Source organism: Acididesulfobacillus acetoxydans, assembly GCF_902729405.1.
Taxonomy (GTDB): Bacteria; Bacillota; Desulfitobacteriia; order Desulfitobacteriales; family Desulfitobacteriaceae; genus Acididesulfobacillus; species Acididesulfobacillus acetoxydans.
This window is the reverse complement of sequence record NZ_LR746496.1, coordinates 1,459,548-1,478,006: the sequence shown is the minus strand read 5'-3', so window position 1 is coordinate 1,478,006 and position 18,459 is coordinate 1,459,548. Positions and strand designations below refer to the sequence as shown.

General features: G+C 55.6%; 20 protein-coding genes. 1 reads left to right on the top strand and 19 read right to left on the bottom strand.

Going from position 1 to position 18,459, the window contains the following annotated elements; genetic code table 11:
* Positions 1 to 424: 424 nt before the first annotated feature.
* The 19 genes from MNU25_RS20440 to MNU25_RS06455 form a co-directional block, all read right to left on the bottom strand.
* The gene (locus MNU25_RS20440) at positions 425 to 502 is read right to left on the bottom strand and encodes a hypothetical protein (protein ID WP_372503700.1); all 78 of its coding nucleotides are present in this window, start codon (positions 500 to 502) and stop codon (positions 425 to 427) included.
* Between the two features lie 208 nt (positions 503 to 710).
* Positions 711 to 1,430 carry a gamma-glutamyl-gamma-aminobutyrate hydrolase family protein gene (locus tag MNU25_RS06540; RefSeq protein WP_240984336.1) on the bottom strand — a complete coding sequence of 240 codons (720 nt, stop codon included), beginning with the start codon at positions 1,428 to 1,430 and terminating at the stop codon, positions 711 to 713.
* A 111-nt stretch (positions 1,431 to 1,541) separates the two neighbouring features.
* Positions 1,542 to 1,964, bottom strand: a complete 423-nt coding sequence (locus MNU25_RS06535) for a PaaI family thioesterase (RefSeq protein ID WP_240984335.1) — start codon at positions 1,962 to 1,964, stop codon at positions 1,542 to 1,544.
* 279 nt (positions 1,965 to 2,243) lie between these two features.
* Positions 2,244 to 2,594, bottom strand: coding sequence for a type II toxin-antitoxin system PemK/MazF family toxin (locus MNU25_RS06530; RefSeq protein ID WP_045574608.1), 351 nt, complete (start codon positions 2,592 to 2,594; stop codon positions 2,244 to 2,246).
* The gene (locus MNU25_RS06525; protein ID WP_240984334.1) at positions 2,594 to 2,869 is read right to left on the bottom strand and encodes a CopG family ribbon-helix-helix protein; all 276 of its coding nucleotides are present in this window, start codon (positions 2,867 to 2,869) and stop codon (positions 2,594 to 2,596) included. The genes MNU25_RS06530 and MNU25_RS06525 overlap by 1 nt, the downstream gene beginning before the upstream one ends.
* Positions 2,870 to 3,339: 470 nt before the next feature.
* Positions 3,340 to 4,245, bottom strand: a complete 906-nt coding sequence (locus MNU25_RS06520) for a type 1 glutamine amidotransferase (RefSeq protein ID WP_240984333.1) — start codon at positions 4,243 to 4,245, stop codon at positions 3,340 to 3,342.
* Positions 4,242 to 5,690 (bottom strand): Mur ligase family protein, encoded by a 1,449-nt coding sequence (locus MNU25_RS06515; protein ID WP_240984332.1) that lies wholly within the window; start codon positions 5,688 to 5,690, stop codon positions 4,242 to 4,244. The genes MNU25_RS06520 and MNU25_RS06515 overlap by 4 nt, the downstream gene beginning before the upstream one ends.
* A gap of 395 nt (positions 5,691 to 6,085) precedes the next feature.
* A complete protein-coding gene (locus MNU25_RS06510; protein ID WP_240984331.1) occupies positions 6,086 to 6,337 on the bottom strand; it encodes a hypothetical protein in 252 nt (83 codons plus the stop codon).
* 61 nt (positions 6,338 to 6,398) lie between these two features.
* A complete protein-coding gene (locus MNU25_RS06505; RefSeq protein WP_240984330.1) occupies positions 6,399 to 7,139 on the bottom strand; it encodes a GltB/FmdC/FwdC-like GXGXG domain-containing protein in 741 nt (246 codons plus the stop codon).
* Positions 7,126 to 8,406 carry an NAD(P)/FAD-dependent oxidoreductase gene (locus MNU25_RS06500; RefSeq protein WP_240984329.1) on the bottom strand — a complete coding sequence of 427 codons (1,281 nt, stop codon included), beginning with the start codon at positions 8,404 to 8,406 and terminating at the stop codon, positions 7,126 to 7,128. The genes MNU25_RS06505 and MNU25_RS06500 overlap by 14 nt, the downstream gene beginning before the upstream one ends.
* A gap of 5 nt (positions 8,407 to 8,411) precedes the next feature.
* Positions 8,412 to 8,870 (bottom strand): 4Fe-4S dicluster domain-containing protein, encoded by a 459-nt coding sequence (locus MNU25_RS06495; RefSeq protein WP_240984328.1) that lies wholly within the window; start codon positions 8,868 to 8,870, stop codon positions 8,412 to 8,414.
* Between the two features lie 151 nt (positions 8,871 to 9,021).
* Positions 9,022 to 10,524 (bottom strand): glutamate synthase-related protein, encoded by a 1,503-nt coding sequence (locus tag MNU25_RS06490; protein WP_240984327.1) that lies wholly within the window; start codon positions 10,522 to 10,524, stop codon positions 9,022 to 9,024.
* Complete coding sequence (locus tag MNU25_RS06485; protein WP_240984326.1) at positions 10,521 to 11,615, bottom strand: class II glutamine amidotransferase; 1,095 nt, start codon at positions 11,613 to 11,615, stop codon at positions 10,521 to 10,523. The genes MNU25_RS06490 and MNU25_RS06485 overlap by 4 nt, the downstream gene beginning before the upstream one ends.
* Positions 11,616 to 11,908: 293 nt before the next feature.
* The gene (locus MNU25_RS06480; RefSeq protein ID WP_240986752.1) at positions 11,909 to 12,037 is read right to left on the bottom strand and encodes a hypothetical protein; all 129 of its coding nucleotides are present in this window, start codon (positions 12,035 to 12,037) and stop codon (positions 11,909 to 11,911) included.
* A 98-nt stretch (positions 12,038 to 12,135) separates the two neighbouring features.
* Positions 12,136 to 13,251 carry an alanine racemase gene (gene alr / locus MNU25_RS06475; RefSeq protein WP_240984325.1) on the bottom strand — a complete coding sequence of 372 codons (1,116 nt, stop codon included), beginning with the start codon at positions 13,249 to 13,251 and terminating at the stop codon, positions 12,136 to 12,138.
* A 177-nt stretch (positions 13,252 to 13,428) separates the two neighbouring features.
* Entirely contained in the window at positions 13,429 to 15,015 is a 1,587-nt protein-coding gene (locus tag MNU25_RS06470; protein ID WP_240984324.1) for an NAD(P)H-hydrate dehydratase, read from the bottom strand.
* A gap of 265 nt (positions 15,016 to 15,280) precedes the next feature.
* On the bottom strand, positions 15,281 to 15,640 hold the full coding sequence (gene acpS, locus MNU25_RS06465) for a holo-ACP synthase (protein WP_240986751.1): 360 nt from the start codon (positions 15,638 to 15,640) through the stop codon (positions 15,281 to 15,283).
* A 116-nt stretch (positions 15,641 to 15,756) separates the two neighbouring features.
* Positions 15,757 to 17,052, bottom strand: coding sequence for a histidine kinase (locus MNU25_RS06460; RefSeq protein ID WP_240984323.1), 1,296 nt, complete (start codon positions 17,050 to 17,052; stop codon positions 15,757 to 15,759).
* Between the two features lie 107 nt (positions 17,053 to 17,159).
* Positions 17,160 to 17,789, bottom strand: coding sequence for a GntR family transcriptional regulator (locus MNU25_RS06455; protein ID WP_240984322.1), 630 nt, complete (start codon positions 17,787 to 17,789; stop codon positions 17,160 to 17,162).
* 340 nt (positions 17,790 to 18,129) lie between these two features.
* Between MNU25_RS06455 and MNU25_RS06450 the strand changes: the two genes are divergently transcribed.
* Positions 18,130 to 18,306 carry a hypothetical protein gene (locus tag MNU25_RS06450; RefSeq protein ID WP_240984321.1) on the top strand — a complete coding sequence of 59 codons (177 nt, stop codon included), beginning with the start codon at positions 18,130 to 18,132 and terminating at the stop codon, positions 18,304 to 18,306.
* The last annotated feature ends 153 nt before the right edge of the window (positions 18,307 to 18,459 follow it).

The window sequence follows — 18,459 nt, the reverse complement described above, 5'->3', positions numbered from 1 at the left end:
TGAATCGGTGGTACCTTTTTTCACTTTTGCTTTTGTCCATATTATACAAGCTAAAAAGTTCAAAGTTCGTGATGCAAATCACAATAAGAAAGGCCAGGCATCCATTTCTTAACGGATGCCCAAACCCACGAAAAGCTGTCGAGGCCGAATTGCGTATTAGGGATATTTTTAATCAGGCTTCTTGGATTTAAACCCATCTCTTAGCCATATTCACGGTTTCTTCGTTCAGTTTGCATTTCTTTTTTGCTTCGGCCCATTCAATGTCTTTTTTGTTATTACTAACCACACCTTTATCCTTTCAGACAAAATTTCATCCAATCGTGAGATTCCCACTTCTACAAGTGAGAGTGGTACCCCATACTCCGCCTCGTCAGGGGTAGACTCCCGCACCGAAGTCTCGATGTTCAGCTTTAGCACAACGAGTTCACTCCAAATTACTGCCCCTTTCTTTCAAACACCTTTTAGCCAATTCCTTGGCTTTCTGAGCGCCCTCTTCAGTCAAGTATACCGATTTTTCACCACGGCTGCTACTAATGAAGCCCCCGCCTCATTCAGCCCACGCGCACAGGACGTGACCTCCACGCGCGCTGTACTTCAAGAATACTCTCATAGAGTTCCAACACCTTCAGGCAGTCGGATACCACAAAATCAATTTCCACACCTATCATGGTCTATTCCTCCCCGCTTTCTTCTTTGCTGAGCGACCCATGTCAGGCCGTTGGAGCAGATGAGTTTCCACAGACCCGGATCAGGGCCGCGAAAATCGCCTGACTGTGCTCCGCGCTGGGCATGCCCTCCGGATGCCACTGCACGCCCAGGCAAAACTTGAGCTGCGGGGCTTCGATCCCTTCAATGATTCCGTCCGGCGCCAAAGCGGCCGTGCGGAAAGCAGAAGGTAAGACAGAAACCGCCTGGTGGTGAAAACTGTTGACCTGCAACTTCTTCAGCCCGACGATCCGCAGCAGGCCGGAGTCCAGGATCTCAACCTCGTGCCAGGGACAATCCCGCGGCGCGGTCTGGCTGTGCTCCAAAGCGGCAGGGCATTGGGAAGGAATATCTTGGTAGATACTCCCGCCCGCGGCCACGGCCATGACCTGAATCCCCCGGCAAATCCCCAGGAGAGGTATGTTCTTTTCCATAGCTGAGCGGGCGAGCAGGATCTCGCCCAGATCGCGTTCGGGAAAACAATTGCGGATTCCTGCTCTCGGTGATTCCCCCAGGTAGAGGGGAGAAATATCTCCCCCGCCTGAGAGAACGAGTCCATCCAATTTTGCCAGCAGAATCTCACTTTCCTGCCGGTCCGCGGGAGGGGGGATGAGAATAGGAACCCCTCCCGCCTTCCGAATACTCTGAACATAATTATGCCTGGGAAAGTTCTCCAGCTCCTCCGCATGGTGGGCGACAGTGATACCGATAAAAGGCCTGACCATTTTCCCCAACTCCTTACACAAGACTCAATATGATGCTTCAGTCACGTTGCCTTTGCTAATGTTACTGTCTGCCTTAGCCTTCCCTCTATCCCGGACAATTCGCCACGGCTCTTAACCCAATTTGTCGGCGATAGGTTTCGGACTCTTGACAAAGACAGCACGAGCCTCGGCCAAAACGGTTCCATCCTCCAAGCAGAGAGTGGCTTCCGTGCGGAACAGACGGGTTTCGCCCTTAACCCGTCTGCCCAAGAGCACTAGCGGGGTATTGACTGGGGTGGGACACCGAAAGCTCACTTCGATGCTGGCCGTTACAGCCCAAATACCTAGATGCTCAATGGTTTTGGCCATGGTTTCATCCAGAAGGGTCGTAACGATCCCCCCATGCACTATCCCCGGATATCCGGCAAAAGCGTCCTCTATGATCACTTTTGCACTTGTTTCCCCATCCTTATGCCTATAACTCACGCGCAAACCCCTCGGATTATCCATCCCGCAAACAAAACAGAGACGATATGTATTTTCTTCGATCTCCACCGTCTCGGTAACTCCTTTCTACCACCCAGTACTGAGCAAACCGCGATAAACTTCCGTTCACAAAGCTGCTTAAAACCGCCACTGACAAAAGCACACCAAATTTCCGTAAAAGACTTGGCTTGTGTTGCGGTTGATCCCCTGAAGCAATCAGGCGCTGTCCATCAAAAGCCGCAGTACACTTATGTACCCACAGATTGTATACCCTCAGATATACCCAAAAAACAGCGTCCACCCTTCAACGCTGTCTCTTGCGCCATCAGTTTTTATGTGTCAGCCCGTCTAAATGTCCGCCAGCCCCAAACTGATCTCAATTGCCTGATCCACCCGCAACATCACTTCTTCATCTAAGACGGCGACTTTTTCTTTCAGCCTGCTCTTATCAATCGTCCGGATCTGCTCAGTCAGGATCACGGAATCTCGTTCCAACCCGCTTCTTTTGGCACGAACTTCAACATGAGTGGGCAACTTGGCCTTCGCAATTTGCGAAGTAATAGCGGCAATAATCGTCGTCGGGCTGAACTGGTTCCCTATATCGTTTTGAATGACCAGAACCGGCCGCGTCCCCCCTTGCTCTGAGCCGACGACGGGGTTTAACTCTGCGTAATAAATTTCCCCGCGCTTAATGATCATCATCGACACTCCACAATTGTTCTCTCAAAATCCTCCAATGCTTCTTGTTCTGTAGAAAACAGTTCCTTGGCGATGGCCAGGTTGAGTTGAGCCATTTCCTGATATCCCCTGCGCATCTGCTCCCGTATTCCCCTCCTGCGGCGTTCATGGAGAACACTATTGATCGCCTCGCGAATGAATTCGCTGCGGTTACGTTTTTCCAGTGTAACAATCCCATCCACTTCCGCGAGCAAACTTTCCGGTAAACTGATCATGATCCGCTTACTTTCTGCCACACCAGCACCCCCATGTTTTCTGCCAAGGCTATATTCCATTATAGATAGTAATGCTCCAAAGTGTCAACGAACTGGGCTGACTAAACAAGCCAGAGAACCGGTATTCAGGCCGAATCCCCCATGTAAATTTTGCCATTTCGCAGTCTCGGTTCCCGGCAGTCCTTCCTACCGTGTACTTCAAGTATATTATGCCGGTATTGCATTTATATTATGCCGGTATTGCAAGAGCGATATACTTTATAAATCTTTACCGACGAACCGTGTTGCACTGTCTCCGGGTGGACCAGGCAAAAATTTCCGTCCGGTCAGCAAAAACCGGCGGGATTTCAAGCAAAACTCGGCCCTCACTCCGGTTGCTCCAGGGAAGCGACCGGGCTCGTCCGGGCGATGGCAGAAGCAAAAGTGGCACTTAGGCAGCCACGGACTTATACTTTCAATCCTCATCTGATGTGCTAAGACAAAAACAGGTACTAAGACAAAAACCGCCGCACCACAGCCTGATGAGCCCTGATTTCCAGGCGGTCGTCGAGCACAGCCGGGAGAACGGCAACACCCCGGCGCCGCAGAGCCAAAGCGAGCAGCAAGTCGGCTAAATGCGGGTTCTTAGGCAAAAGGGGCCCGTGCAAATACGTACCGAAAACGTTGCGATAGCGGACCCCTTCCCCTTGATCCTGACCGTTATTTCCGTACCCGTGCCGAATCAAACCCAGAGGTAACAGCCCTTCTCCCAGATACGTCCTGCCTGAGTGATTTTCAAAACCTACCAGAGTCGTCAAAATGCCACTCCCGCTCGCCGCTCCGCTGCCGGTCTCTGCCTTGGCTGCCGCTCCGTTATCGGTCCCTGCCACGCTTCCCAAGCTGCAGCCGGTGCCCGGTCCGGTTTGCAAACCGCCCCCCCTGCCTTCGCTGTTCCCTGTTCCCCGGACGGCCGCTTCCCCCGTCGGCTCCTGCCCCCAGGCCGCAGGGTTGAGATCTGCAATCACATTGCCGATGAGCCGTTCCCGACCGGCCACAGTCCACAGGTTCAAGATGCCCAATCCCGGTATTTTGTCGCCCCCGCCCGTTTGATAATACTGGCCCAGCAGCTGGTACCCGCCGCAGATACCGAGAACCACCAGTCCCTCCTCAATAGCCTCGCGCAATTCCGTTTCCCGCCGCTTGAGGTCATTAACCAGAATACTCTGCTCACGGTCGGAGCCTCCGCCGATAAAAAGAATGTCAATATGGCGGAAATCCAATGGATCCCCGAGACTGGAACGTTGAACCAAACCCTCAATGCCGCGCCAGCTGCAGCGAGCCGCTAAAGCCAGGATATTTCCCCGGTCCCCGTAGAGATCCAGCAGGTCCGGATAAAGATGGCAAATAGTTATTTTCAAGCGCTCGCCCTCCCCTCGGCACTCAGGCCCCGGCCGGTGTGGGCGGCTGCGGCTTCGAGCAGGGTGCGCAGCGGAAAAAGCATCGTGTAGGTCGGGAGGACGTAGACCGCTTCCCGCCCGCCGCGTCCGGCGGACACCAGGGCCAAAGCCTTCTCGGCTGAGTGTTCGATCCTCAATCTATCTTCGGGCACACCGGCATATTTCAGGCGCAAAGCCATGTCCTCTGCCCGCAATCCTGTACAGACAACCAGGTCCACGCGGCCCTCCCCGGCTTCGGCGGCCGCTCCTAACCGTTCAAAATCAACATCCCAAAGCCAAGAGACATCCCTGCCGTCAGCCGCCAGATCGTTAATCGCAATCAGGAGACGTATCCCGGCGGCACCACCGTTTAACACGGTATGAATCACTTGATTAAAGCCGGTGGGATTCTTGACCAAAGCCAGGGTGACCTCCCCTTCGAGCAGAAGAAAGCGCTCCATACGTCCTGCCTGCGGAACAAACTCCCTTAACCCCCGAGCAATGGCCTCTCCGTCAATATCCAGCTGCACGGCGGCCGCCACTGCTGCCAGGGCATTGTAAAGATTGTAATATCCCTGCAAAGCCACCTCGTAAGCATTGACCCCGACTCTGAAATAAAGCTTACCCTCTTCCATTCTGACTTGCTGGGCCTGCAAATGCGGCAGCGGCCTCCGGAAGGAACAAGACGGGCAAGCAAAAAGGCCCAATTGACCGTAATGAAATAAGGTATACTCCAGAGGAGCACCGCACAAAGGGCAGAACCGGGCTTCCCTGGTCTCTCCGCTTACCGCGCTGCTCTCCGGAATTCGTTCCACTCCATAATAAATAACCCCTTGGTGCATGACCCCGGAAGGGTCCGCCGCCCGCTTGTCCGAGCGCCCGATCCCGAATTGGGCCACAAGAGGATCATCGGCATTGAGAACCAGCGCCGTCGCTCTCGGCAGTGCATTCCGAACCAAGCGGACCGTTGTATCTAACTCCCCATAACGATCAAGCTGGTCCCGGAAAAAATTGGTAATAATGGCCAGCCTGGGTGTAATCTGAGCACAAACTTTGGGAACCGTGGCCTCGTCCACTTCGAGCAAAGCCAGTGGCACCCGCAGTCTTCCCGACCAACCGGTATCCTGCAGCAAGGCACCGGTAATGCCGGTGACGAGGTTGGCTCCGGCCTGATTAAAGGCGAAGTCCTTGCCGGCCGCTCTCAGGATGTTCGCCAGCAGGTTGGCCGTGGTTGTTTTCCCGTTGGTGCCTGTGACGAGCAGAACACCCTCCGGAAGAGAGGCGCCTAGATGCGCGATACACGCGGGATCAAGGCGTTGGGCCACCGCCCCCGGCAGGGTCGTTCCCGTCCTCCCCAGAAGCTTCAAAAGAGCGCCGCTCAGCTTCCCTGCCCAAACCGCCGCGTAAAAACGCCATGTCCGTTTCACAAAGTTTCTCCTATCCCAACCGTTCTCGTCTGTCCCCAATGATTATACATCCTCAGAGGGGGAATCATCAACCGGCTCATCTTCGGACCAAAGCGCCCTCATTGCTCCAAACACAGCCCCGTCTGCAGCGAACCTGAAATTCCGCCTCTGCCGTCCGGGCCGTTAACACTGTAAAGCCCCCGGCAGACCCAGTCCTGCCGGAGCTTTGGTTTGAAACTTTTCAGGCAGTGGCTCATGCAGCCGCTGCCTGAAAACACCCCCGCCGCCTGAAAAGAACCTCCGCCGCTTTCCTGAAAAATCCCGGCGACAGGTGAACGATCCCGAACTTGCTTGCACAAGAACCCGGAGAAGAACTGGGAGAACTCAGAAAACTAAAACCTTGCGGGCTGCAAGGTTCAGAACGTCTTGAATCCGGTCACACTCCGGTTAACCAAAATCTCCACCAGCGGCCCCAGCGCGTAGCTGAGAAAAACACGGAAACCCTCCGCCAAAACCAGGGCCACCCCCAGACGGAGAAGAAAACGTCCCCAGCGCGCGCCGGAGCGGCGCAAGATCCCGTCTAAATCCAACATCCCGGCCGCAATCCAGCCCAGGACCAGGCAGAAGACGAAAAACCCATAGGTAAATCCCAACGCCAAATAGGACATTTTCTTCCCCCCTTCTTCTAAGTCTATGAAGCAGGGGAGGGGATTAGACCTTTCGCAGTCCCTACCAGGCACAGTAAAGATCACCGTAGGGCCGCTTATTGGCGGGAATCAGTTTATTGAAAGGCCGGGCCAGGATTTGCGCCGCATCTCCTCCGAAATATCGCACATACTCGGACACATAATGCTGAATCTTCTCCTCATCTTCCGCAGTCAAAGAGACGCTCTTGACTTCTTTGCCCAATTTATACTCTTCCACCTCGCCCCGGATGTACATCACACCTCCGTGCATACCGGTGCCGCAATAGCTGCCGACGATCGGTGCAGCGTCGGCAAGCCCGAGCCCCAGGAGCATCAGCACTCCTCCTGCCATATACTCACCGAAAAATTCCCCGCCCGTACCGCCGATGACAATCGCCGGCACCCTGTCAAGGTATTCTTTCATATGAATTCCGACGCGATAACCGACACTGTCCCGAATGTAGATTTCCCCGCCGCGCATGGCATACCCGACCGTGTCGCCGGCATGGCCATGGACGATGATCCTGCCCTTGTTCATGGTATTGGCCATCGCGTCCTGGGCATTTCCCTCCACAATGAGTTCCAAGCCATCCATGTAAGCCGCCAGATCATTCCCCGGCGTCCCCTCCAGAATCAGGCGTTGCGAACCGCTGATACCATCCCCGATATAACGCTGGCCGTTGACGTTTTGCACCCGGACCTCCTCGACACCGGAGGCGAACTGAGCGCGGATCTGCCGGTTAAGTTCCCTGTAATAAACCCCTTTGGCATTAAGCACGCTCATGCTTCAGCACTCCTTTCCACAATTCTTCCTGCCGGTATTCTTTGGGGAAATGAAGGTAACCGAAATTCTCCTTGAGCAAATGCTCTTGAAAGGGTGCCACGTCGATTTCTTTCTCCATCAGACCCGTTAAGATCCCGGCCCGGTCGATCGCGTTCAAGGCGATAAAACCGACGACCTTGCCTTCACGCAGGACGACCTTCTTGTATACCCTTTTCGCCGCGTCCGCGTGGATGAGCTCACGGAATTCCGAACCTTCGGGCTTAACGATCCCGGCCGTGATCATGGGCAAGTCAAAAAAGCCGATGGAATTCATGGCAAAGCCGCCGCGGTAGCTCTCTCTTCCCCCCGTCATGTTCACGCCGGCGCTGAAACCTTGTTTATAAGCATTCGGCAGAATCGGCAAAACCCGCCTCTGGCGATAAAGAAAATCGTACCCCTCGGCCACATCCCCGGCAGCGAAAATGCCGGCGACGTTAGTCGCCAAAAACTCGTCTACCACAATGCCCCGGTTGATCTCTATCTCCGTCCCTTGGGCCAAAGAGGTATTGGGACTGACTCCGATGGCGATGACCAGGCGATCACAGGGCAGTTCTCTTCCGTCCTGCAAGCGCACTCCTTTCACCCGGCCGTCCTCGCCAAGAATCTCGGCTACCGTATTTTCCAAGTAAAAGCGCACTCCATGCTCTGCCAAACTTTCCTGAACCAGTCCAGCCGCAACCTCATCCAAGATGGCACTCAAGACCCGGTTGGCCAGTTCCACCACGCTCACCTCCGCTCCCCGATGGCAGAGAGCTTCCGTCGCCTTGAGCCCGATCAGACCGGCACCGATGACCACCGTGCGCACCCCGGGATAGAGAGTTTTTTCCAGGGCTTTGACATCATCCCATTTCAGGAAAGTGAAGACTCCCTCCAAATCTCGACCGGGCATGGGCGGCACGATCGGCTTCCCTCCGGCAGCCAGCAGCAAACGTTCAAAGCGTACTTTTTCCCCGGATTCCAGCACCAACTCTTTCGCCGCTGTTGAAAGTGAATTCACCCTGGTTCCCAGGCGTGCCGTCACGCCCTGGCGCTCATAGAAATCCGGAGGACGGTAATACATCTTATCTTCCGCCACTTTGCCGTATAAATAATAGGAAATCAAAGGCCGCGAGTAGGTGTGATAAGGTTCATCCGAGAAAAGAGTGATTTTTCCTGTCTTGTCCGAACTTCGGATTCCCTCGACCGCCCCGATGCCGGCAGCGGAGTTGCCCACAATCACATAGTCCATCTTTTCTACCTCCTCCACAGTTCATCGGTAAAGACGAGGGCGCCGTTGGGACAGTTCTGAACACAGACGGGCAAGCCTCCGTTGCTGCTGCAGAGGTCACACTTGGACGCGACTTTGTGTCCTCCGGCATCCCGCTGAACGGCTCCGAAAGGACAGACGAGAATGCAGGTCCAACAGCCGACACAACGGCTTTCGTCGTTCGTGACCACCCCGGTCAGCGAATCTTTCTGCATAGCGCCGCTGATGCAAGCCTTGGTGCAGGGAGCGTCATCACAGTGCCGGCACTGGAGCGCAAAAGAAACCGGTTGGTTTTCCTCCACCAGGACCCGGGGGGTGGGTTTAACTTTCTGCTTCAAAAACGCTTTAATAATATCATTAGGGTATTCGGAATGGGCAACGGCACAATGCACCTCACAAAGCTTACATCCGGCACAAAATTCCTCACGGGCGTATACGCGCTTCATTCTTGGCTTTCCCCTCTTCCTCGCAAAATAATCCGCACCGGCCCCGCAACTCGCTGAGACCCCACCGGGACCGGCGGCGAAGCACTTTATCCAGGCGTAAAATTTCCGTTTCTGCCGGCGGGAACAGGTCCCGCATACCCTCAAAGAGAGTTCACTCCCCTGCCGACATGACTCCGAGAATGCTCAATTCCCGGTCGCTCAGGCCGATTCCTCTCAGCATCAGGCGGTTTCCGCGCAAGCTTTCAATGGCGTTGATTCCCATGCCCCCCAGCAGTTCCTTAATCTCGTGTTCCCAGGCCGAAATGAGATTGGCTGCCCGTTCGGCCCCAATCTCGGGATTGAGGCGTTTGACCAGTAGAGGGTTCTGGGTAGCAATCCCCCAGTTGCATTTGCCTGTATTGCATTTCTGGCAGAGATGGCAGCCCAAGGAAATGAGGGCAGCCGTCCCGATATAGACGGCATCGGCGCCCAAGGCAATCGCCTTGACAATATCGGCACTGTTGCGGATGCTGCCGCCGATAACCAGGGAGACTTGGTTGCGAATTCCTTCCTCCCTCAAACGCGAATCCACGGCCGCCAGGGCCAATTCAATCGGCAGACCCACATTATCCCGGGTTCTCAGGGGAGCGGCTCCGGTCCCGCCCCTAAATCCGTCAATAGCAATGATATCCGCCCCGGCCCGGGCAATTCCGGAAGCGATAGCCGCAATATTGTGCACCGCCGCAATCTTAACACCCACCGGTTTGCGGTACTGAGTCGCTTCTTTCAAGGAATAGATTAGCTGACGCAGGTCTTCGATCGAATAGATGTCGTGATGAGGAGCGGGAGAAATGGCATCGGTTCCTTCCGGAATCATACGGGTCTGGGAAACTTCCAGTCCCACCTTTTCGCCGGGCAGATGCCCGCCGATTCCCGGCTTGGCCCCCTGACCGATCTTAATCTCGATCGCCGCCCCCGCCTCCAGGTATTGCGGATGGACGCCAAAGCGACCCGAAGCCACCTGGACAATCGTGTTTTTCCCGTATTTATAGAGATCCTTGTGCAGTCCGCCTTCGCCCGTATTGTACATAATGCCGGTTTTTTCGGCCGCCGCGGCCAGGGATTTGATTGCGTTCAAGCTAATCGAACCATAGGACATAGCGGAAAACATGATCGGAACTTCCAACTCCAACTGAGGCGGCATCTCCTCCACCAGTTTACCGTCTTGCACCATCAGCTTTTCCGGCTTGCGGCCCAGAAAAGTCTTCAGTTCCATGGGTTCGCGCAAGGGATCAATCGAGGGATTCGTGACCTGACTGGCGTTAAGCAACAGATGGTCCCAGAAGATCGGGTACGGTTGGTCATTGCCCATGCCGGTCAAGAGGATACCCCCGCTCTCCGCCTGCTTGTAAATAGCTTTGATAGCATTGGCGCTCCAGTTGGCATTTTCCCGGAATTCCAAAGGATATTTGCGGATGGTCAAGGCATGGGTGGGGCAGAGAGTGACACAGCGCTGACAGTCCACACACAAAGCGTCATCGGATTTGACCCGCTGTTCTTCTTCATCCCAGATATGGGCTTCGTTGGCGCACTGGCGGACACAGACCTGGCAGTTGATACAACGATCGCGGTTGCGCTCGATTAAGAAGTCCGGGGTGCTCAAGCTGAGTGTCATACCAAATTCCCCCCCTCTTCAAATAACCCGATCACAGGCTCACCGCCGCGAGGAGCCCAGACCCGTTCCGGGCTCGGGCAAATTTCCCGGATAGCCGACTCTTCCGAAGCCACATAGAGGAAGTCCCCTTGGCTGGCCGCGACCAGAGAGCGCAGTTTCAGGCGATCGTTCAAAGCCACAATCCCTTGGTTGGAACCCAGTATGATCGAAAACGGCCCATTGAGCAGGAGACTGCCATAAACGGCGCGTACTGTCTTAAAGAGCTTCTGCCGCTCCGGATCCATCCTTTCAATATCGCGCCAGAACGGAGCCGCCAGGGTAGCGATGGCAATGTCCAAGGGCACATTGTGTTTGCGCACTAAAAGGTCAAACGCATAAGTGATGGCCTCGGTGTCCGTCTGCATCGTCAATCTGTAACCGAACATCTCCAAATAGCGCTTGTTGGCCCCGTAGGACGAAATCTCACCGTTATGCACTATCGACCAGTCCAAAAGAGTAAACGGGTGCGCCCCCCCCCACCAGCCGGGCGTATTGGTCGGAAAGCGGCCGTGGGCCAGCCAGATATTCCCTTTATACTCCTCCAGGCGGAAATATTCCCCCATGTCCTCGGGAAATCCCACTCCTTTGAAGGCTCCCATGTTTTTGCCGCTGGAAACGACGAAAGCCCCTTTGATCTGTGAATTGATGTGCATCACCGTCCGGACGACGAGTTCGTCCTCGCTTTCGTCTTCCAAAAGGCTTTCCGGCTTGGGCCTGACAAAATAGCGCCAGGCCAAGGGCGCCTGGTGAATGGAGCCCACCCGCCGGGTGGGAATCTTCCCGCTTTCGGCCACGTGAAACAGACTGTTGAGCCTTTGCTCGGTTTTCTCTTTCGCGGCCTGCTCCTCATAGTAGAGATGAAAAGCGTAGTGTTCAGGAAAATCCGGGTAAATACCGTAGGCCGCAAAGCCGCCGCCCAAACCGTTTGAGCGATCATGCATCAGGGCAATGGATTTAATGATATCCTGTCCGGAAAACACTTCGCCACGTTTGTTCATAATTCCACTAATGGCACATCCGGACGGAATCCGGACCTGACCTTCTCGCAGCAAATTCTTCCCCTCCCCAAATCCTCTTAAAAACTTTCCTCTTAAGCCCAGGCAAATCCCGGCCCCAGACGGGACAAGACGTATACTGCCCCCGCCGCCAACGTCGATTAAGCTCTTGGCAGGGGTGATTGATGCCGATTCTTCGCTCAAGTGTGTTTAATTTTAGCACATCTCCGGCCCTCAGGTAACCGTTCGAGTTAAAGTATTATGTATTTTTTCTATAACTTAAAGTCTATTAAATAACAGAAAGACGTGTCAAACTCCGTTGAGAAGTTTGACACGCCCGCGTCCCAAAACTAAGGTTGACTTCCTCCCCGCGTGCGCTCTGGGTCGAATTCAAGCAATATGTCCCGATCTGGGAAGCTGGCCTTGGAAGTATAGCTTTCCGTAACTTCCACATACTCAATGCCGTTTTTCTCGCACACGTACTTTAAAAAACGACGGAACTTCCAGCGGAATCTGCACAAAGTTTTGGTTATTCACATGACGGATATTACTTTTGGCATCACAGCGGCTAACGAGATCAGTTTTCCGCATAAACCCGGGGCACACGCCCGGAAATCCCGCAAACTATCTCATAATTAATCGTCTTCAGGACTTCTGCCATCTCCGTCGCTTCCAGGCGGTCCGACCCGTCCGCACCGATCAAGGTCACCACATCCCCGACCTCTGCCGCCGGGAGCTTGGTCACATCGAGCAAAGTCTGGTCCATGCAGATACGTCCGATCATCGGCACCCTTCGACCGCGGATCAGAGCTTCCCCCCGGTTCGACAAGGCCCGGCGCAATCCGTCGGCGTAACCCACCGGAATCGTGGCCACCCGGGTGGGATAGGCGGCACAAAATGTCCGCCCGTAGCTTACCGTTTCCCCTTGGGCAATCATCTTAAGGTGGGTAATCTTTGTCTTCCAGGAAAGGACCGGTTCCAATTCCGCCTCCGGACCGACCTGCCGCGAAGGGGGAAGACCGTAGAGCACAATGCCCGGGCGCACGAGCTCAAAATGAGCCTCCGGCAAGCGCAGAATAGCCGCACTGTTGGCCGCATGCCTGAGCGGAATGCTCAATCCCTGCGCGCGCAACCGGCTGTAAATGCGGTTGAAACGATCCAATTGCTCATGGGCAAAAGAAAGGTCTTGTTGGTCCGCCGCAGCGAAATGCGTGTAAATCCCTTCGATCCGCAAGTTCGGCAGCGCGGCTATCTCCAGGATACTCGCCGCATCTTCGTGCCGAAAACCGATGCGCCCCATCCCGGTGTCCACTTTGACGTGCAGCCGCGCCACCCTCTCCTGCCGGACCGCGGCGGCTGAAAGTGCGGCCGCCTGGCTGAGCCGGCTGATGCCGGGTATGATGTCTTCTCGCACCAGCACATCGGAAGCTTCTTCCGGGGTTGTCCCGATCACCATGAGAGTCAAATCCGGATAGGCCTGCTTGATCTCCAAAGCTTCTTCGAGCAAAGCCACACCGAAACGTTTGGCTCCCAAAGCACGCAAGGCTCCTGCCACGGGCAGGGCCCCGTGCCCGTAGGCATTCGCTTTGACAATCGGCATCATCTCGGCGTGAGTATAGGACTGGACCCTGGCATAATTCCGGCGCAGGGCGGCTAGGTTAATCTCGGCCCAAACCGGACGCATAAACTCCATTCTCTCTCCCTCTTTTCGGCCAACGGCTTCCTTCTAACTAAGCTTATGACGAACAAGGTGCGGGCTGCAGCCACAGCTCGGCTTCCCCTGCCTTTCAGCCCCGGGGCGGACATGAATTACCGGTCGACCGGCTCGCGGGTCCCGATGAAAAACCCGACCGGTGCCGCGACGGCTCTTTCAGTTCCCTCCGCCCCCGCGCCCGCTCTCTTCCAGAGCCCGCCGGGCCCGGGGAAGCATGTCGGCCACTTCTCCGGCCGTATAGCCGGAGAAGCCGTATGTTTGGGCCAAAAGGTCCCCCGCCTTCCCGTGTATGTATACTCCCAGACAGGCAGCCTCCACTGGGTCGACCCCCTGCGCCAGCCAAGCCAAAATACTTCCGGTCAGAACATCCCCGGTCCCCCCCGCTCCCAAACCCGGGTTCCCGCTGGGATTCAAAAAAGCCCTCCCGTCAGGGGCCGCCACGACAGTTGTGGCTCCCTTCAAAACGACAGTCGCTTCCCATTCCACCGCCTTGCTGATCGCGAGTTCCAAGCGGTTGGCCTGCACCTCGGCTACCGTCAGCCGGCAGAGGCGAGCCATTTCCCCCGGATGGGGCGTCAAAATCCGGGAGCCGTGTCCCTGGCGCCCGGCTAAAATGTCCGGAGCCGCGGCAACCAGGTTCAAGGCGTCGGCATCCAAAACAAGCGGCAGGGAAATGCTTTGCAGCACTTTCTCCAAGACCGGCAGAAATTCCGGGTTCTGCCCCAAGCCGGGCCCGACGGCTAAGGCCTGAGCTCCCTGGCACCGTTCCCGGATCCGGGTCCAGGAGTCCAGCCCCAGATACTCTTCCTCGGGGCCCGCCCAAACCGTCGCTTCCACCACCCCTTCATCAACCAAAGGACTGATTTGGCGCGGAGCGATAATTTGCAAAAGGCCAACCCCTGTACGCAGGGCCGCGCGCCCTGCCAGAATCGCCGCTCCGCTCATACCCGGGGAACCGGCGACCAGAATTCCCCGGCCGTGCTGCCCTTTATGTCCCTGTCTCAGCCGCCGGGGCAAAAAGGAGCTGACCAGGCGATCCGTTAAAACGAAGTTGGCGATGGCCTCCGACTCGAAATAAGTTTCGGGGATGGATATCGGGTCCACAACCAATTCTCCCCGGAAATCCGGTCCCTCCCCCAAATAGTGGCCCAATTTGGGCAGGCCGAAAGTCACGGTTTCTTCCGCCCGGACAGCCGTCCCGGAAACGTTCCCGCTTCCGGCTTCGACTCCGCTGGGAATATCCACGGAGATGACCCAGGCGGCCGCCTGGTTTACCTGTTCCACATATTCGCGAATGAAGGTGGGCAGGGCCCCCCTGAAACCGGTGCCGTAAATGGCATCAACGATAACTTCCGCCTGGTTGAGCGCTAAGCGGGTCAGGTGCTGCCTATCCCCCCGGACGACAAAGAACTTGGCACCGGTTCCCTGGTAAAGGCGAAGGTTGAGGGCCGCATCCCCCCGGAAATCCTCGGGAGGGGAAAAGAGGAAAACCGTTACCCCCATGCCCAGAAGCACGAGGTGCCTGGCTACCGCCAAGCCGTCTCCGCCGTTATTCCCTTTGCCGACCAAGATGACGGCTTTGTGTCCCTTCGGGTCAAGTACACCCATACCGGCAAAGTGCGCCCGGATCTCGCGCACCACCGCCAGGGCCGCATTTTCCATGAGGAGAAGACTGGGAATGCCGTAGTCTTGGATCGCCCTCTCCTCGATTTGACGCATCTGTTCTGAATTTACAACCCGCATGCTTTTCTCCTTCCCAACCGGTTCCCGTAGTCCCCTTGCGGCCACCGTAAGCTGGCTCAGGCCGGGCGGCGCGATTCCGCCGCTCGCCCCGCGGCCCCCCCCCGCAAGACGGAAACCGCCGGCCCGCGGCTCCGCTGAATATCCGCACCAAGTCTCCGGACACTGGACCGGGCGGAAATTCACCTGCCGGAAACGGCTCCCCCACCCGTGCCCCGACCGTGAGTGTCACGGACTCCCCGCGGTAAATCTACGCCCCGCGGGAAATCTACGGCATGAGCAAGGCGAACGCTACGACTTTGTCCCGGTCATGACTGAGACTCAGCCTTACTGCCGAGCCTCCCCGGGCCTGAGCCAGAGCCCGGGCTTTCGGACCCAGCAAGACAAGGGGTTCCCCGCTCTCCCCGCTGATAATCTCGATGTCGTGCCAGGATAACCCCTTCAGGCCGGTGCCCAGCGCTTTGAGCACCGCTTCCTTGGCAGCGAACCGACCGGCCCAGCTTTGCACCCCGCGCTCACTTAGGTCAGCCCTTTCTCTGTCGGTAAAAAGACGCTCCGCCAGAGCAGGACGCCGGGCATATGCCGCGGCAAACCTTTCAATTTCGAGGATATCCACTCCCGGGTAGATGGCCACTTCACTTGGCGCTCCTCTCCGCAGCCGACTCAACGGCAGAACTGCCCGGTGACTGCTCACCGGGCCGGAAAAAATTCCTATTCCCGGACATCCGCTTTCCGGACATCCTCTCACACTTCCGGCCGCGGAAGAAAATCCTGTACCTTGTTTTCCGCTTTCTTGGCCAAGGGCAGCCGCATGGAGACTGTCGTACCGGCACCCGGTTCGCTCACGACTTTGAGCCCATAAGACTCCCCGTAAAGGCCCTTCAAACGCTCGTGCACATTAGCCATGCCCACTCCATTGCCCGAACCGAAACCCGGCAGCAAAACATTGCGGATCCGGTCGAGGGGAATGCCCACACCATCATCCTTCACCCGGATCAAGACTTCATCCTCTTGACACTCGACGTGAATCAGCACGGTGCCGTTACCCATCTTAGGAGTGATACCGTGCTTGACGGCATTTTCCACCAGGGGCTGAATGCTCAGGCGCGGAATGACTATATCCCACAATTCCTCCGGGATCTCTTCTTTAACCTGGAGTTTGCGACCAAAACGGGCTTTCTCCAGAATTAAATAGGTATTTACGAACTCCATCTCTTCCCTGAGAGGGATGACCGTTCCTTTGGATTTCAGAGCCCTGCGGAAAAACTCCGCCAGATGAATGAGAAGCCTGCGCGTCCTGTTCGGATTGGAACGGCTGGTGGCAATAATTGTGTTCAAAACGTTAAAGAAAAAATGCGGGTTAATCTGGGCATGTAAGGCATCCAGCTGAGCCTCAGCCGTGAGTTTCGCCTGGTGATCCAATTCCGCCAGTTCAATTTGCATACCCAGGAGCTGCGCCATGCCCAAGGCCAAACGAATCACATCCGGGGAAAGCTGACCGTCCTTGGTCTCGTAGAGTTTAACCGTTCCGACCACTTCGCTCCGATTGCGCAAGGGAACAATCACCGCCGCCGCCAAAGGACAATTGCAGATGTCTTTACGGGCACAATTCAACTGTTTCTGTGTCCGCACCACTTTATAGTTACCGGTTCGGATCACTTCCTTGGTCGCCTCCGTGAGAATCCGGTCTCCCGGATGGTGTTGGTCACACCCGACCCCTAAGTAAGAAAGCACCCTCTCCCGATCCGTGATGGCCACCGCCGCCACCTGGCTGATAGATTGAATAATCTGGGCAATCGCCTCAGCGTTGCTCTCATCCAAACCCCGCCGCAAATAAGGCAGGGTTTCGTGCGCGATTTTAACGCTCAAATCCTCATTGCGGTGCTCCGGCTCCTTGGCCTGAAGCCGCCGATAACGCTCAAAGCGCCAAGCCAAAACAAGAGTGTTTAAGAGCAAAAAAAGGAAAAAAACTACCGGCTGCCGGAAGTAAAACCCCAATACACTTTCAAGCCCCAGGGTCAAGAGAATTTGCCAGCGCATTTGCCCATCCCTCATCTACGGCTTATTATTTAACAGTTCGACATCGGGAAGCAAAGTCCTTTTAACCTTGGCAAAAGCCCCGGGGAAACTGAGCCGGCTGCCTGAACTCACTGCGGCTTGGGCAAGGACCGCCCTTTAGCCAGCAATGCCTGCAGTTTTTTTTGGCCTTCTCCCGAGCCCACCACGAGCAGAATGTCTCCCTCCTGCAGAATAAAATTGGCCGCCGGGGAAAATTGTTCCAGACCTTCCCGGACGATGGCTACAATCGTCGTCCCGGTATGTTCCCTGATCTTCAATTCCCGAAGAGTTTTGCCAATCGCCGCTGAGCCCGTTCCCACCTCGATTTCCCCCACATCCATCCAGCGTGACATGAGGCGCTCGGCGTAATTAAGAACTTTATCCAGATATTCTTCAATCTTTAAATCAATTTCCCGGCGCTGGTCCAGCAGGCGCTTCAACTCCTCCTGAAAAACCTGCATCTCGCCTTTTTGGTCAAACGACTTGAGGAACCTGTCCGCCATCGCCCTGGATGTCACCGTGATCCCGACCCCCTGATTTACAATCACGACCCCGGCATTTTGTAAAATGGCGATAGCTCGCCGAATCGTCTCCGGCGAAACGTTAAAGCGCCCCGCTAAGGTTGAGCGCCCGTGAATTTTTTCTCCTTCGCGGTATTCCCCCATGACAATGGAATGAGCCAACTCCAAGGCAATCTCCTGATAACGAGCCTGATCCATCCTGCCGCTCCTTTCCTGTTCTCCTTACGCCACAATCCGCCCCACCTCCGGTCCTAAGGGCCGTAGGGTCCCGCCATATCTGCAAGTATAAAGTCTGCGGCCGCATAAGTGCAACTTCATTGTCCTCTTCAGCCCAGTTTTCTCCATTTTTACCCCTATAATATTGGCAAAAAAACATAGCGCTAAACCCCTTGACTCCAGACAACTTTCTGTGTATCATAGGGTTGTCGGATGGGGCTCTGCGGAGTCTCTCTTGGGCGGATCCACATTTAGATACTATGCAAGAGTATACAATTTTGACGAGCCAAGTGCAATTTACTCTGGAAAGGAGCCGGTCGATATGTCTGAAAGGCGCGATCAAAGGGATCAAGAAGTTTTCCATCAGATCCTTACTCTCAATTCGGATATCGAACAGTACCTCGCTCTGGCTCCCAGCCTCAAATTACCAACAAACCGGACAGAGGAGACAACTTCCCTCCCCGTCCCGGTTGATCATCGTTTACCCATGGTCGTTTGAGACCGATAGATTATTCTTACCGTCTGGTCGATTTTAACTGCTTTTCTGTTCCCCTTTTTTGAGAGCAGCCCCTGGCTAGGGGTTGCTCTTTTATGCGCGCCTGCCCTTCTCCGTGCCTGCCTTTCCCACCCTCCCCGTCGGACTAGGTCGATC

What these genes read in the sequence shown, in the direction of transcription:
- MNU25_RS06505 (WP_240984330.1), bottom strand. Translation starts at nt 7,139, where the DNA reads ATGAGCGTGCTTAATGCCAAAGGGGTTTATTACAGGGAACTTAACCGG.
- MNU25_RS06540 (WP_240984336.1), bottom strand. Translation starts at nt 1,430, where the DNA reads ATGGTCAGGCCTTTTATCGGTATCACTGTCGCCCACCATGCGGAGGAG.
- alr (WP_240984325.1), bottom strand. Translation starts at nt 13,251, where the DNA reads ATGGAGTTTATGCGTCCGGTTTGGGCCGAGATTAACCTAGCCGCCCTG.
- MNU25_RS06530 (WP_045574608.1), bottom strand. Translation starts at nt 2,594, where the DNA reads ATGATCATTAAGCGCGGGGAAATTTATTACGCAGAGTTAAACCCCGTC.
- MNU25_RS06510 (WP_240984331.1), bottom strand. Translation starts at nt 6,337, where the DNA reads ATGTCCTATTTGGCGTTGGGATTTACCTATGGGTTTTTCGTCTTCTGC.
- MNU25_RS06490 (WP_240984327.1), bottom strand. Translation starts at nt 10,524, where the DNA reads ATGACACTCAGCTTGAGCACCCCGGACTTCTTAATCGAGCGCAACCGC.
- MNU25_RS06500 (WP_240984329.1), bottom strand. Translation starts at nt 8,406, where the DNA reads ATGGACTATGTGATTGTGGGCAACTCCGCTGCCGGCATCGGGGCGGTC.
- MNU25_RS06450 (WP_240984321.1), top strand. Translation starts at nt 18,130, where the DNA reads ATGTCTGAAAGGCGCGATCAAAGGGATCAAGAAGTTTTCCATCAGATC.
- MNU25_RS06470 (WP_240984324.1), bottom strand. Translation starts at nt 15,015, where the DNA reads ATGCGGGTTGTAAATTCAGAACAGATGCGTCAAATCGAGGAGAGGGCG.
- MNU25_RS06495 (WP_240984328.1), bottom strand. Translation starts at nt 8,870, where the DNA reads ATGAAGCGCGTATACGCCCGTGAGGAATTTTGTGCCGGATGTAAGCTT.
- MNU25_RS06460 (WP_240984323.1), bottom strand. Translation starts at nt 17,052, where the DNA reads ATGCGCTGGCAAATTCTCTTGACCCTGGGGCTTGAAAGTGTATTGGGG.
- MNU25_RS06455 (WP_240984322.1), bottom strand. Translation starts at nt 17,789, where the DNA reads ATGGATCAGGCTCGTTATCAGGAGATTGCCTTGGAGTTGGCTCATTCC.